The organism is Pseudonocardia sp. (assembly GCF_050250275.1).
Taxonomy (GTDB): Bacteria; Actinomycetota; Actinomycetes; order Mycobacteriales; family Pseudonocardiaceae; genus Pseudonocardia.
The window spans coordinates 111,534-124,359 of sequence record NZ_JBFWOY010000004.1 but is presented as its reverse complement, the minus strand read 5'-3'; the positions used below and the strand labels follow the sequence as shown (position 1 = coordinate 124,359).

13 protein-coding genes are annotated in these 12,826 nt (G+C 74.2%); 8 read left to right on the top strand and 5 right to left on the bottom strand.

Features of this window, described 5'->3' with window-relative positions; all coding sequences use genetic code 11:
• Window positions 1-23 precede the first annotated feature (23 nt).
• Both AB7F12_RS05710 and AB7F12_RS05705 read right to left on the bottom strand, forming a co-directional pair.
• Entirely contained in the window at window positions 24-842 is an 819-nt protein-coding gene (locus AB7F12_RS05710) for a helix-turn-helix domain-containing protein (protein ID WP_428516345.1), read from the bottom strand.
• A 46-nt stretch (window positions 843-888) separates the two neighbouring features.
• Entirely contained in the window at window positions 889-3,822 is a 2,934-nt protein-coding gene (locus tag AB7F12_RS05705; protein ID WP_428497741.1) for a BTAD domain-containing putative transcriptional regulator, read from the bottom strand.
• A 129-nt stretch (window positions 3,823-3,951) separates the two neighbouring features.
• Between AB7F12_RS05705 and AB7F12_RS05700 the strand changes: the two genes are divergently transcribed.
• The 5 genes from AB7F12_RS05700 to AB7F12_RS05680 all read left to right on the top strand — a co-directional run bounded on the left by AB7F12_RS05700 (window position 3,952) and on the right by AB7F12_RS05680 (window position 6,657).
• Window positions 3,952-4,308, top strand: a complete 357-nt coding sequence (locus tag AB7F12_RS05700; protein WP_428497742.1) for a cupin domain-containing protein — start codon at window positions 3,952-3,954, stop codon at window positions 4,306-4,308.
• Between the two features lies 1 nt (window position 4,309).
• A complete protein-coding gene (locus tag AB7F12_RS05695) occupies window positions 4,310-4,867 on the top strand; it encodes a TIGR03086 family metal-binding protein (protein ID WP_428497743.1) in 558 nt (185 codons plus the stop codon).
• Window positions 4,864-5,199 carry a nuclear transport factor 2 family protein gene (locus tag AB7F12_RS05690; protein WP_428497744.1) on the top strand — a complete coding sequence of 112 codons (336 nt, stop codon included), beginning with the start codon at window positions 4,864-4,866 and terminating at the stop codon, window positions 5,197-5,199. Before AB7F12_RS05695 ends, AB7F12_RS05690 begins: the two co-directional genes overlap by 4 nt.
• Before the next feature lie 95 nt (window positions 5,200-5,294).
• Entirely contained in the window at window positions 5,295-5,900 is a 606-nt protein-coding gene (locus AB7F12_RS05685; RefSeq protein ID WP_428497745.1) for an ArsR/SmtB family transcription factor, read from the top strand.
• Window positions 5,887-6,657, top strand: a complete 771-nt coding sequence (locus AB7F12_RS05680) for an SRPBCC family protein (RefSeq protein WP_428497746.1) — start codon at window positions 5,887-5,889, stop codon at window positions 6,655-6,657. Before AB7F12_RS05685 ends, AB7F12_RS05680 begins: the two co-directional genes overlap by 14 nt.
• Before the next feature lie 122 nt (window positions 6,658-6,779).
• On the opposite strand, the gene htpX is transcribed toward AB7F12_RS05680, so the two are convergent.
• Together htpX and AB7F12_RS05670 are read right to left on the bottom strand one after the other, a co-directional pair.
• Entirely contained in the window at window positions 6,780-7,640 is an 861-nt protein-coding gene (gene htpX / locus AB7F12_RS05675; protein ID WP_428497747.1) for a zinc metalloprotease HtpX, read from the bottom strand.
• Between the two features lie 76 nt (window positions 7,641-7,716).
• Window positions 7,717-8,265 carry a PaaI family thioesterase gene (locus tag AB7F12_RS05670; RefSeq protein WP_428497748.1) on the bottom strand — a complete coding sequence of 183 codons (549 nt, stop codon included), beginning with the start codon at window positions 8,263-8,265 and terminating at the stop codon, window positions 7,717-7,719.
• A gap of 33 nt (window positions 8,266-8,298) precedes the next feature.
• Here AB7F12_RS05670 and AB7F12_RS05665 point away from each other — a divergent pair, with 33 nt between their 5' ends.
• The 3 genes from AB7F12_RS05665 to AB7F12_RS05655 all read left to right on the top strand — a co-directional run bounded on the left by AB7F12_RS05665 (window position 8,299) and on the right by AB7F12_RS05655 (window position 12,215).
• Entirely contained in the window at window positions 8,299-9,066 is a 768-nt protein-coding gene (locus AB7F12_RS05665; protein WP_428497749.1) for an enoyl-CoA hydratase, read from the top strand.
• Window positions 9,067-9,177: 111 nt separating this feature from the next.
• Window positions 9,178-11,121 carry a 2-oxoacid:acceptor oxidoreductase subunit alpha gene (locus AB7F12_RS05660; RefSeq protein WP_428497750.1) on the top strand — a complete coding sequence of 648 codons (1,944 nt, stop codon included), beginning with the start codon at window positions 9,178-9,180 and terminating at the stop codon, window positions 11,119-11,121.
• Window positions 11,118-12,215: a 2-oxoacid:ferredoxin oxidoreductase subunit beta gene (locus tag AB7F12_RS05655; protein ID WP_428497751.1), complete on the top strand. Its 1,098-nt coding sequence runs from the start codon at window positions 11,118-11,120 to the stop codon at window positions 12,213-12,215. Before AB7F12_RS05660 ends, AB7F12_RS05655 begins: the two co-directional genes overlap by 4 nt.
• Window positions 12,216-12,221: 6 nt before the next feature.
• On the opposite strand, the gene AB7F12_RS05650 is transcribed toward AB7F12_RS05655, so the two are convergent.
• The gene (locus AB7F12_RS05650) at window positions 12,222-12,656 is read right to left on the bottom strand and encodes a hypothetical protein (protein ID WP_428497752.1); all 435 of its coding nucleotides are present in this window, start codon (window positions 12,654-12,656) and stop codon (window positions 12,222-12,224) included.
• Between the last annotated feature and the right edge of the window lie 170 nt (window positions 12,657-12,826).

The window sequence follows — 12,826 nt, the reverse complement described above, 5'->3', positions numbered from 1 at the left end:
GGCCCCACCACCTGGAACGCGGTCTAGGTGGACAGGGCCGCCTCGTGGCGACGGCATGCCCTCGCGTACGCCGCCGGCGTCGTCCCGAGGGCCGCGGTGAAGTCGCGGATGAAGTGTGACTGGTCGAAGTATCCGAGCTCGGCGGCGACCTCCGCCCACGGACGGTCGTGCTCCTCGGCGAGCCGGGCCGCGGCCTCGTGCAGCCGGTAGCGGCGCAGGACCCATTTCGGGCTGACGCCGACGTAGCGGGAGAACAGCCGTTGCAGCCGTCGCGGTGGGATGTCGAAGCGGGACACGACGTCGTCGACACGGGTGATGGTGCGGTCGTGCAGGAGGTCGGCGACGATGCGCCCGACGAGGTCGACCTGCGGGTCGGGTGTGGGCAGCCGGGCCCGCAGGAACCCCTCGACCTGCGCGATCAGCTCGGTCACGGGCCCGGTCATGGACGCGGCGAGCGCCGCCGCGGGCGGACCCCACAGCTGTTCGGCGAGCATCCCGGAGTCGGTGAGCCCGGCGACGGCGGAACCGAGGAACGGGTGGAACGCGCCGGGCCGGAACTTGGTGCCGAACACGGCGCCGACGCCTTCGTAGACGTAGGTGAAGCGGCTCGTCCCGATCCCGGCGACGCCGAGCGTGCCGCCGTCGAGCACCAGGTTGACGCAGGGGTGCCCGAGCAGCGTGACCGAGGCGGTGCGCCCGGGAGGCAGCTCCCAAAAGACGAGCCAATGCCGTTCGACGAGGTGGGCGAGGTCGGGGGCGGGGGCGAACCGGTCGAGCGAGAAGTCGACGTCGCGCACGCCGACGATGCCGTACTCGCTGGTCGTCGACGTCCCGGGGCCCACGTGGTCAGCATGGCGCAGACCACCGACGATTTCCGCCCGGAGGGCGTCACGGGATCTCGCGGTGTCCCAGCGGCGGCCCGATCGACCTGGCCCGCGCGATGTGCGCGGTGGCGTCGCGCCCCTGGGCGAGCGCGACCTGGGCGAGGCGGGCCGCCGCCCACGACGCGAACAGCGTCAACGAGTCCCCCGCCACCAGCGCGGACTCGGTGAACTCGGCGGCGGCGCCGTCGAGGTCACCGCGGGTCTGCAGGGCGATGCCGAGGGCACGGTGGGCGGTGGCGGTCCAGCCGCGGTGCCCGAGCGAGCGCGCGACGGTGAGCGCCTCGTGCGCGGCGGCCTCGGCCTCGTCGGTCCGGCCCAGGGCCGACAGCGCCTCGGAGCGGTGCCAGCAGGCGTAGGCGACCCCTTCCGGGGAGTCCAGGTCGCGGGCCAGCCGCAGCGCGGCGTCGGTCTCGTCGAGGCCGTCGGCGGGACGGCCGAGGAACACGAGGCCGTGTCCGCGGGTCGAGCGCGGGGTGACGACGCGCAGCAGGTCGCCGGATCCGGCGAACAGGTCGGCGACCCGGCCGAACAGGGCGACTGCCTCGGCGATCCGGCCGTCGAGGAACACCGCCATGGCCCGGCCGTCCAGGATCCGGGCGACGCCCTGCGCGTCGCCGAGCCGCCGGTACACCGCGAGCGCCTCCTCGGCGCGGTCGGCGGCCCGCGCGGTGTGGCCCAGGTTGACGTCGAGGACGGCGGCGGTCTCCAGGGCGAGCGCGCGGGCCCCGGCGTCGTCGCCCGCCTCGACGAGGGCCAGCTCGGCGAGGTCGGCGGCGGCCTGCGGGTCCCGCGCCCCGGACGACAGCATCGCGAGCCGGGCCCGTCGGCGCGAGCGGTCGGGGCCGGGCCCGGTGAGGGCGGCGCGCAGGTCGGCCGCGGCGCCGTCGATGTCACCGTGGACGACGCGCGCGGCCCCCCGGGCCTCGAGCAGGACCGCGGCGACGTCGGCCGCGGGCTGCAGGGCCAGGCCGGCGTCGGCGAGGGCGGCGGCCTCGCGGGTGGCGTGGGCGTCGAGCGCGGCGGTGGCCGCGCGACCGTAGGCCTCGGCGGCTGCGCGGGAGTCGCCGGCGTCGCGGTGGTGCCGGGCTACCTCCGCGGGGTCGGCGCCGTCGTCGGCGAGGGCGCGGGCCAGCAGCGCGTGCAACCGGCCGCGGTCGGCGCGGTCGAGGCCGTCGGCGACCGTCTCGGCGACGAGGTCGTGGGCGGTGGTCCAGCCGGCCTCGCCCAGCCGGAGCAGGCCGTCGGCGGCGAGGGCGGCGAGGGTGTCGAGGACGTCGCGGGCGTCGGTCCCGGCGGCCGACGCGACGACCCGCGCGGGCACCTCGCGCCGCGCGATCGCGACGAGGGCGAGCAGGTCGGCGGCGACCCCGCGGTGTCGTGCGGCCCGGCGCGCGATGCCCCGGCGCTGCCCGGCCCGGCCGAGTTCGCGGGCGCGGTCGGCGGCGTCCGGAGCGGCCGGCCGCCAGCGTCCCTGAGCATGCACGACGGCTCCGGCGGCGGCGAGCCCGCGCAGCACCTCACCCACCGCGAACGGTGTGCGGTCGGTGCCTGCGGCGAGCGCGTCGAGCAGCTCGGGATCGTCGACGAGGCCGCCGAGGGCGGCCGCGGCGAGGGGTCGCAGGGCCAGGGTCGGCAGCCCGCGGGCCTGGCGCAGCCGGTCGAGGACGTCGGCGCCCGTCTCGGCGGGCCGGAACGCGAGCACGGCGGGCAGGGTCGGTACCCGCGCGAGGACCGACCCGAGGAGGGCGAGGCTGCTCGGGTCGGCCCACTGCAGGTCGTCGACGATCAGCGGCGCGCCGGCGGCCTCCAGGATCCGCAGGCCGCCTGCCAGCACGAGGGCGCGGCGGCTCTCGCCGTCGAGGGCGGCGGGCACGTCGTCGCAGGACAGCTCGGGCAGCAGCTCGGCGAGCGCCCCACGGGTGCGGGCGGGCAGCGCGTCGGCGATCCCGGCGTCGAGCAACAGCGCCTCGCGCAGCACCGAACGCGCCAGTCCCCACGCCTCGTCGCGTTCGGCGAGGTAGGCCTGCGCCGCGACGACGGGCACGTCCAGTGCCCGCCCGAGCTCCGCGAGGAGCCGGGACTTCCCCGTACCCGCCGCGCCGGCCAGGCCGACGACGCGCCCGGCGTCGACGGCCGCGCGCAACCGATCCAGCTCGTCGTCGCGACCGACGAAGGCCAGACCCGCCACGGAGGCCCGCACCGGCGCCGACCGTGGCGGCCCGCCCGGCGCCGGAACCCCGACTCCTCTGCGCGCCAACCGTTCCCGCAGCACGACGACCTCGTCGGACGGCGCGACGCCGAGCTCGGTGGCGAGGGCGCGGCACAGCTCGTCGAGCCGCGACACCGCGCCGGCCCGGTCACCACACGCGGCGAGCGCCTCGGCCAGCAGGACCGTCGACGACTCGCGCAACGGATCGGCCGCGACCGCCTCCGCGGCGGTGCGGGTCGCCTCGGCCGGGGCGCCGCGGGCGAGCGCGGACCGCGCCGCGCCCTCGCAGGCCTCGACGTGGGCGCGCCGCAGCCGGTCCCGCGGCCCGGTCGCCCAGTCCGCGTAGGCGTCCTCCGGCAACGGCTCACCCCACAGTGCGAGCGCGGCGGCGTAGCGGGCCGCACCGAGGTGGGTGAGGAACTCGGTGACGTCGACGGCGCAGCCGCCGAGCGCGTAGCCACCGCTGCCCGTGACGACGACGGCGGGGTCGCCGAGTGCCCGGCGTGCCCGGTTGACCAGGACGCCGAGGTTGCCGGCCGGGTCGGCGGGCAGGCGTTGCGGCCACACGGCGTCGGCGAGGACGTCGTGCGGGACGAGGTCGCCGCCGTGCACCGCGAGGACCCGCAGCAGGGTGCGGACCTTCCGCCCGCCGAACGCCGCGGGCGGCACCTCCTCGCCGTCGCGACGCACCTGGAAGCGCCCGAGCAGCTGCAACCGGACGCCGGTCATCGGCGACATGGTCCTCGTGCCACGGGTCCGCCATCAGCCGCCATCCGGTTGCAAGGTCGCCGCGCGAGAGTGCCGTCGACCGGAGGGACCGGAGGGGCCGGGACCGGCACGGCGACCGAGGAGGACGACATGGACCACGAGCAGCAGGACTTCGCCACCCCGACCGAGTCCCGCGAGTTCCCCCACGGCAGGCTCGACCTGGTGCGGGTCGCAGGTGCCGACATCGGCAGGCTGACCCTGCAGCCCGGTTGGCGCTGGTCGGTCGACGTGCAGCCGGTCGCCGGCACCGACCTGTGCGAGGCGCCGCACTTCCAGTACCACGTCAGCGGGACACTGCGGGTCCGCACGGCCGACGGCACCGAGTTCGACGCCGGGCCCGGTCAGGTCACCGCGCTCCCGTCCGGCCACGACGCGTGGGTGGTGGGCGACGACCCCGTCGTGGTGGTCGACTGGTGGGGAGCATCCGACTACGCGCGAGGTGACTGACATGCAGGCAGCCGAGATCTACCGACGGGCGAGCGCCGGCTTCGGGGCGCGGGTCCACCTCGTCGGGGGCCGCTGGGGCGCGGCGACGCCCTGCCCCGACTGGGACGTGCGTGCCCTGGTCAACCACCTCGTCAACGAGGAGCGCTGGACCCCGGAGCTGCTGGGCGGGGCGACGATCGCCGACGTCGGCGACCGCTTCGACGGCGACCTGCTGGGCGCCGACCCGATCACGACGTTCGACGAGGCGGCCGCCGCCGCGCTGGCCGCCGTGGAGGCCGTCGACCCCGAGCAGGCGGTGCACCTGTCGTTCGGCGACCGGCCCGCCCGCGAGTACGTCACGCAGCTGGCGGCCGACCACCTCGTGCACGCCTGGGACCTGGCTCGTGCCACGGGCGAGGACGAGAAGCTCGACCCGGAGGCCGTCGACGCGCTGCTGGCCTGGTTCGCGCCGACGCAGAAGCTCTACATCGAGATCGGTGTGATCGGGCCGGAGACGCCCGTCGCCGCCGACGCGAGCGCCCAGGACCGGCTGCTCGCGATGTTCGGGAGGACACCATGAGTGCTGCGCTGGATGCGGTCGCCCGGTTCAACGCCGCTTTCGAGCACCGCGACGTCGACGCCGTCATGGCCGCCATGACCGACGACTGCGTCTTCGAGGACACCGCCCCTCCCGACGGCACCCGCAACGTCGGCCAGGACACCGTCCGGGCGGCGTGGGAGAAGCTGTTCTCCGCTCCGGGCACCTTCACGACGGAGGAGGTGTTCGCCGCGGGCGACCGGGTGGTCGCCCGCTGGCGGTACGGGTGGGACGGCGGGCACGTCCGCGGGGTCGACGTCTTCACGGTCCGGGACGGCCTGGTCGCCGAGAAGCTGGCCTACGTGAAGGGCTGACCCCGGTGAGTGGCGGTGGTCGCGACCGCGACCATCCCCACTCGCGGGGGTCCGGGCTTGTTGACAAATTTTTTTGTCGGTGACAGCGTGAGCACGTGCACGACGTCGCCGTCATCGCCGACCCCGCCGCCGCGGAGGTCGCCCTCGATCCCGTCCGGGCCCGGCTGCTCGCGGAGCTGACCGAGCCCGGTTCGGCGACCACGCTGGCCGCCGAAGTGGGCCTGACCAGGCAGAAGGTGAACTACCACCTGCGCGCGCTGGAGGAGCACGGGCTCGTCGAGCTCGTCGAGGAGCGCCGCCGGGGCAACATGACCGAACGCGTCATGCGGGCCACCGCGGCAGGCTTCGTCATCGCCCCCGCCACACTGCCCGCGCTGGCACCCGACCCGTCCCGCCGGCCCGACCGGCTCTCCGCCCGCTGGCTCGTCGCCGTGGCGGCGCGGGTCGTGCGGGAGGTCGGCGCGCTGCTGTCGGGGGCCGCGGCCGAGGGCAGACGCGTCGCGACCTTCGCCGTCGAGGGCGAGGTCCGTTTCGCCTCCGCCGCCGACCGCGCCGCATTCGCCACGGGGCTGGCCGACGCCGTCACCGCGCTCGTCGCCCGCTACCACGACGACACCGCCCCCGGCGGCCGCACGCATCGCGTCGTGCTCGCCGTCCACCCGATCCCGCACGCCGAGGAGCCCCGCGATGGTCGACCGTGAGCTGCGCAAGGAGATCGAGCTCGACGCCACCCCGGAGCAGGTGTGGGAGGCCATCGCGACAGGCCCCGGCATCGCCACCTGGTTCGTCCCGCACCGCGTCGAGGAACGCGAGGGCGGCGCGACGTCGGCCGACTTCGGCGGCGGGTTCACCGACACCGGGCAGGTCACGGCCTGGGAGCCGGGACGCCGCTTCGTCTACGGCGCCGCGACCCCGCCCGAACAGGGCCGCCCCGACTACGCGTTCGAGTTCCTCGTCGAGGCACGCGACGGTGGCGCCACGGTGCTGCGGTTCGTGCAGAGCGGCTTCCTCGACGGAGCCGAGTGGGACGACGAGTACGGCAGCTACGACGCCGGCTGGGGGCTGTTCCTGTTCAACCTGCAGCAGTACTTCGCACACTTCGCCGGCCTGCCCGTCGCCAACGTGGTCACGATGGCATGGGCCGAGGGTGGCGCATCGACGCTGTGGCCCGTGCTGCACAAGGCCCTTGGCCTCGACGTCGCGCCGGCCGTCGGCGACACGGTCACCCTGCGCCCCGACGGAACGGCGCCGATCACGGGGGTCGTCGACGTCGTGACCGGCGAGTTCCTCGGTGTGCGCTCGGCGCGGGGGCTGCACCGGATCGGGGCGGAGGGCGAGTCGGGCTGCGGGGTCAGCGCCTACCACTACTTCTACGGCGACCCGGTCCCCGACGTCGAGGCGCTCACGGGCGCGTGGCAGTCCTGGCTGGAGTCGACGGTCCCGCTGAAGACGGCCTGACCACCCGCGGCAACCGTACGGTCGTGATCCGGCCCGTCGACAGCTGTGAGGTTGCGCGCGGCGGACCGGCCGCAACCCCACGGTCGCCGGACCCGCCCGACGGCAGCAGTGTGGTTGCGCGGTCAGCCCCTGCGGGCCATCTGCTCGAGGCGCTTGATGCGCTCCTCGATCGGCGGGTGCGTCGCGAACATCCGGGCCATGTGCTCGCCGGGGCGGAAGGGGCTGGCGATCATCAGGTGCGACTGCGAGACCAGCTGCGGGTCGGGCGGCAACGGGGCGAGCCGGGTGCCGCGCTGCAGCTTGCGCAGCGCCGACGCCAGTGCGAGCGGGTCGCCGGTCAGCTCGGCACCCGATGCGTCGGCCTGGTACTCGCGGCTGCGGCTCACCGCCGTCTGCACGACGGCGGCGGCGACCGGGCCGAGCAGGGCCAGCAGGATCGTCGTCAGGAACCCCGGGCGGTCCTCGTCGCCACCGCCGAAGAGGCCGGCGAACATCGCCATGTTGGCCAGGAAGCTCACCATCGACGCGAGCGCCCCGGCGACGCAGGAGATGAGGATGTCGCGGTTGTGGACGTGGGACAGCTCGTGGCCGAGCACCGCCCGCAGCTCGCGCTCGTCGAGCAGGTCGAGCAGGCCGGTCGTGGCGCAGACGGCGGCGTGGCGGGGGCTGCGGCCCGTCGCGAAGGCGTTGGGGGCGCGGGTGGGGCTGATGTAGAGCTGCGGCATGGGCTGGCGGGCGGCCCGGCTCAGTTCGCGCACGATCCGGTACATCGCGGGCGCCTCGGGCTCGGTGACGGGCCGGGCGTGCATGGCGCGCAACGAGAGCGTGGCCGAGTTGAAGTAGGCGTAGGCGTTCATCCCGAGGGCGACGAGCACGGCCACGACGAGACCGGTGCGCCCGAACAGCGATCCGACGAGCACGACGATCGCGCTCATCGCGCCGAGCAGCAGCGCGGTCTTCAGCCCGTTCATGTGCCTGTGCACGGGAGTTCCGTCCTTCCGGTGGCGCCGTGGCCCCCGGAGGATGAACGGTCGGGACGGGCGCGACGTTCCGCGACGATCAGGGACCCACCTCACGCAGCCCGGGCTCGGAGCGGGCGGCGGTGACCTCGTGGGGGCGGCCCGCCTCGAAGTGGGTGCGCGGCACGACGATGAAGAGTCCCTCGCCCTCGGCGGCGAGCGGGCCGTCGGGGCTGTCGAGGCGGCCCTCGCAGGAGAACCACAGCTTGCGGCCGTCGCGGGCGTCGACGCGGGAGCGCATGTGCAGCGTGGCGCCGACGGGGATGGGCTTGCGGTACTGCGTCGTCAGCGAGGCGGTGACGGCCGGCTCCTGGAAGAAGCTCTGCAGCGCACCCAGGATCTCGTCGAACGCGGCCGCGACGATGCCGCCGTGCGCGAGTCCCGGGGCGCCCTGGTGGGCCTCGGTGACCTCGAAGGCGCAGGTGAGGCTCAGGTCCTCGGCGGCGACGATGTCCAGGCGCAGACCGTCGACCTGGTGGCCGCACGCGAAGCAGAACTCGTGGTGCTCACCGAGGTGCTGGCCGGGGACGGGGGCGTCGGGATGCGCGACGGGGCGCGTGGTGGGAGTGGCGGTGGTCGCTTCGGGCACGGCCGACGGTAACCCGGGGGGCAGGATGGTGGCATGAGCGACGAAGCCCATGCCGAGGTGCGTACCGAGATCATCGACCGCGTCGCGGTGGTGACCCTGTCCAATCCGCAGCGGCGCAACGCCCTCAACCTGGACCTCTCCCGCAAGCTCGGCGATGCGGTGCGGGCCGCGGCGGCCGACGAGGGCGTCGGTGCGATCGTCGTCACCGGTGAGGCGCCGGCGTTCTGCGCGGGCGGGGACCTGGCCGAGCTCGCCGAGGCCGACCACGCGGTGTTGCGCGAGGTCTACTCGGGCTTCCTGGCCGTGGCGGAGTGCCCGCTGCCGACGCTGGCCGCGGTCAACGGGGCGGCCGTCGGCGCGGGGCTGAACCTCGCGCTGGCGTGCGACGTGCGCCTCGCCGGGCCGAGGGCGCGCTTCGACACCCGGTTCGCCCAGCTCGGCCTGCACCCGGGCGGTGGCTACACGTGGATGGTGCAGCGGGCGATCGGCGCGCAGGGCGCGGCCGCGATGACCCTGTTCTGCGACGTGCTCGACGCCGCGGAGGCGGAGCGTGTCGGGCTGGTGTGGCGTCGCTACGACTCCGACGAGGCGCTGCGCGCGGGTGCGCTCGAACTGGCCGGGCGTGCGGCGTCGGCCGACCGGGCGCTGATCGCGTCGACGAAGGCGACGATGCGGGTCACGAAGGACCTGACGCACGCGCAGGCCACCGAGGTCGAGGTCCGCGCGCAGGCCGTCACCGTTAATTCGGACGATTTCCGCAAACGCCTCGAAGATCTGCAGTCGAAGATCAGCAAGAGGTAGCACGGCGCTTCTGCTGTGACCTCCCCTCCATGGGGGGACATCGGGGGGAGAATCGAGCTAATCTCCGGTGACGGAATCCGGTTTACCCGAACCCCCAGGACTGACCTCGACATGACGACTGGCGACATCGACGTCGACGATCCCTCGCATCCCGGCGCCGGTCCCGCGCCCCTGACGCGCGACCGGGTGGTCATCCGGTTCGCCGGCGACTCGGGCGACGGGATGCAGCTCACCGGCGACAGGTTCACCTCCGAGACCGCGGCGTTCGGCAACGACCTGTCGACGCTGCCGAACTTCCCCGCCGAGATCCGGGCACCTGCCGGGACCCTGCCGGGTGTCTCGTCGTTCCAGCTGCACTTCGCGAACTACGACATCGTCACCCCGGGCGACCGGCCGGACGTGCTCGTCGCGATGAACCCGGCCGCGCTGAAGGCGAACATCGGCGACCTGCCTCCCGGCGGGATCCTGATCGTCAACACCGACGAGTTCAGCAAGCGGAACCTGACGAAGATCGGCTACGAGGCCGATCCGCTCGAGGACGGCTCGCTCGACCCCTACCAGGTGCATCCCGTCGCCATGGCGACGCTCACCCGGGGCGCGCTCGAGGAGACCGGGCTGTCGAAGAAGGACGCCGAGCGCGCGAAGAACATGTTCGCCCTCGGGCTGCTGTCGTGGATGTACCACCGGCCCAGCGAGGGCACCGAACGGTTCCTGCGGGAGAAGTTCGCCAAGCGCCCCGACCTGGCCGAGGCCAACATCCTCGCGTTCCGCGCCGGGCACGCCTACGGCGAGACCACCGAGTCGTTCGCGGTCACCTACGAGGTGGCGCCCGCGAAGCTGCAGCCCGGCACGTACCGCCAGATCACCGGCAACACCGCGCTCGCGTACGGGATCGTCGCCGCCGGGCAGGTCACCGGCCTGCCGGTGTTCCTCGGCTCCTACCCGATCACGCCGGCCTCGGACATCCTCCACGAGCTGTCCAAGCACAAGGCGTTCGGCGTGACGACGTTCCAGGCCGAGGACGAGATCTCCGGCATCGGCGCGGCACTGGGCGCGTCGTTCGGCGGCTCGCTCGGGGTGACGACGACGTCGGGCCCCGGGATCGCGCTCAAGTCCGAGACGATCGGTCTCGCGGTGACGCTGGAGCTGCCGCTGCTGATCGTCGACGTGCAGCGCGGCGGCCCGTCGACCGGGCTGCCCACCAAGACCGAGCAGGCCGACCTGTTGCAGGCCATGTTCGGCCGCAACGGCGAGGCGCCGCTGCCGATCATCGCCCCGCGCAGCCCGGGCGACTGTTTCGAGGCCGCGGTCGAGGCCGCGCGGATCGCCATCACCTACCGGACGCCGGTCATCCTGCTCTCCGACGGTGCGCTGGCCAACGGCTCCGAGCCGTGGAAGGTACCCGACGCGTCGGCGCTGGAGTCGGTCGAGCCGAACTTCGCGACCGAGCCCAACGCCCCTGACGGGTCCGACGAGTTCTGGCCCTACCTGCGCGACGCCGACACCCTGGCCCGCCCGTGGGCCGTGCCCGGCACGCCGGGGCTCGAGCACCGCATCGGTGGCCTGGAGAAGGCCGACGGCCGTGGCTCGATCTCCTACGAGCCCGACAACCACGACCGGATGGTCCGGCTGCGCGCCGAGAAGATCGGCGGCATCCGGGTTCCCGACGCGGAGGTCGACGACCCGTCCGGCGACGCGGACGTCCTCGTCGTCGGCTGGGGTTCGACGTACGGGCCGATCGTCGCCGCCGCGCGTCGTGTGCGGGGCATGGGTCACCGGGTCGCGACGCTGCACCTGCGCAACCTCAACCCGTTCCCGGCCAACCTCGGCGAGCTGCTGCGCTCGTACCGGACGGTGCTCGTGCCCGAGATGAACCTCGGCCAGCTCGTCATGCTGCTGCGCGCGCGCTACCTCGTCGACGCGCAGTCCTACACCAAGGTGTCGGGACTGCCGTTCAAGGCCGAGGAGCTCCAGAACGTCTTCCTCGGCTACCTCGACGGCAGCCATCCGTCGTCCAGTGAGCGCGGCTCCGCGCCGCAGGGAGTGGACGCATGACCGAGCAGACCTCGCCCGCCCTCGGCGCGCTCGTCGACCTGGGGCTGCCCGGTGTCGGCGGCCTCGACGGCGTGCCGCTCGCCGAGCAGGCCCAGTCCGCCAAGGACTTCACCTCCGACCAGGAGGTCCGGTGGTGCCCGGGCTGCGGCGACTACGCCGTGCTCGCCGCCGTCCGGTCCTTCCTGCCGACGCTGGGCATCAAGCGCGAGAACACCGTGTTCGTGTCGGGTATCGGCTGCTCGTCGCGCTTCCCGTACTACCTCAACACCTACGGGATGCACTCGATCCACGGCCGCGCCCCGACCATCGCGACGGGCCTGGCCATCACCCGGCCCGACCTGTCGGTGTGGGTCGTCACCGGCGACGGCGACGCGCTCTCCATCGGCGGCAACCACCTGATCCACGCGTTGCGGCGCAACGTGAACCTGAAGATCCTGCTGTTCAACAACCGGATCTACGGGCTCACCAAGGGCCAGTACTCGCCGACGTCGGAGCAGGGCAAGGTCACCAAGTCGACGCCGATGGGCTCCATCGACCACCCGTTCAACCCGGTGTCGATGGCGCTGGGCGCCGAGGCCACGTTCGTCGGGCGGGCCATCGACAGCGACCGCAAGAACCTCACCGCCGTCCTCGGTGCGGCCGCCGCGCACCGCGGCACCGCACTGGTGGAGATCCTGCAGGACTGCCCGATCTTCAACGACGGCAGTTTCGACGTGCTGCGCAAGGACGGCAAGGAGAACCGGATCGTCCCGCTCACCCACGGCGAGCCGATCCGTTTCGGTCCCGCGGCGGCGGACGGCCTGGGCAGCCACGCCGTCGTGGCCGACGGGCTGGCGCTCAAGGTCGTCGACGCGGCGTCGGTCGACCCGGCGCAGATCGTCGTGCACGACGCGGGCAGCCACGAGCTGGCGTTCGCGCTGTCGCGGCTGTCCGACCAGGACCTCACCCACACCGTCACCGGGATCTTCCGCGACACCACGCGGGCGACCTACGACGACGCCGCGCGGGCGCAGGTCGACCAGGCGAAGGCGGGCGGCACGCCCGACCTGCAGTCGTTGCTCAACGGCCGCGACACCTGGACCGTCGCGGGCTGAGCCGGGTCAGTCCTCCGGGGAGCCGTGCTGTGTGGGCACGGCCGGCTTCTCGGGGGGCTCGCGGCGCGGCTGCTCCGGTTCGGCGGGCGGCGGCGTGCCGACCCCCAGGCGTTCCAGAGCACTCGTCGCGTCCTCCGCCGTGCCCGGGCGCACCCCGGCCGGGCCGTTCCAGGCGTCGAGAGCGGCCAGCGCGGAGTTGAGGGAGCCGAGCGGCACACCGGGTGGTGGTGTCGGCGGCGGGGACCCGGGCGAGCGGACGTGGCGCGTCGGCTGCTGTGGCTGCATCCCGGCGGGCGGGGTGGGGTTCCACTGATGGTCGACCAGCGGTCGCCTGCGCGAGGCCCGGCGGGTCGGAACGACGAACGCCACCCATGTCACCGCCGCTCCCAGCAGGAACGCGACCAGGCACAGCAACCAGACCTGTCCGAACAGCCACGCCATCGGGTCACCTCCTGCTCAGAGCGACACCGTAGCGACCGCGGGGCTCTCGATCACCCCCGCCGGGCGTACCCGTCCACCACGACGCCCGATCGATACGCCGTGGGGGCCCGCGGGTCGTGCCCGCTGCCGCACAGCCGGTCGCCGGTGCCACCGCGCCGGGTCCTGGGCGG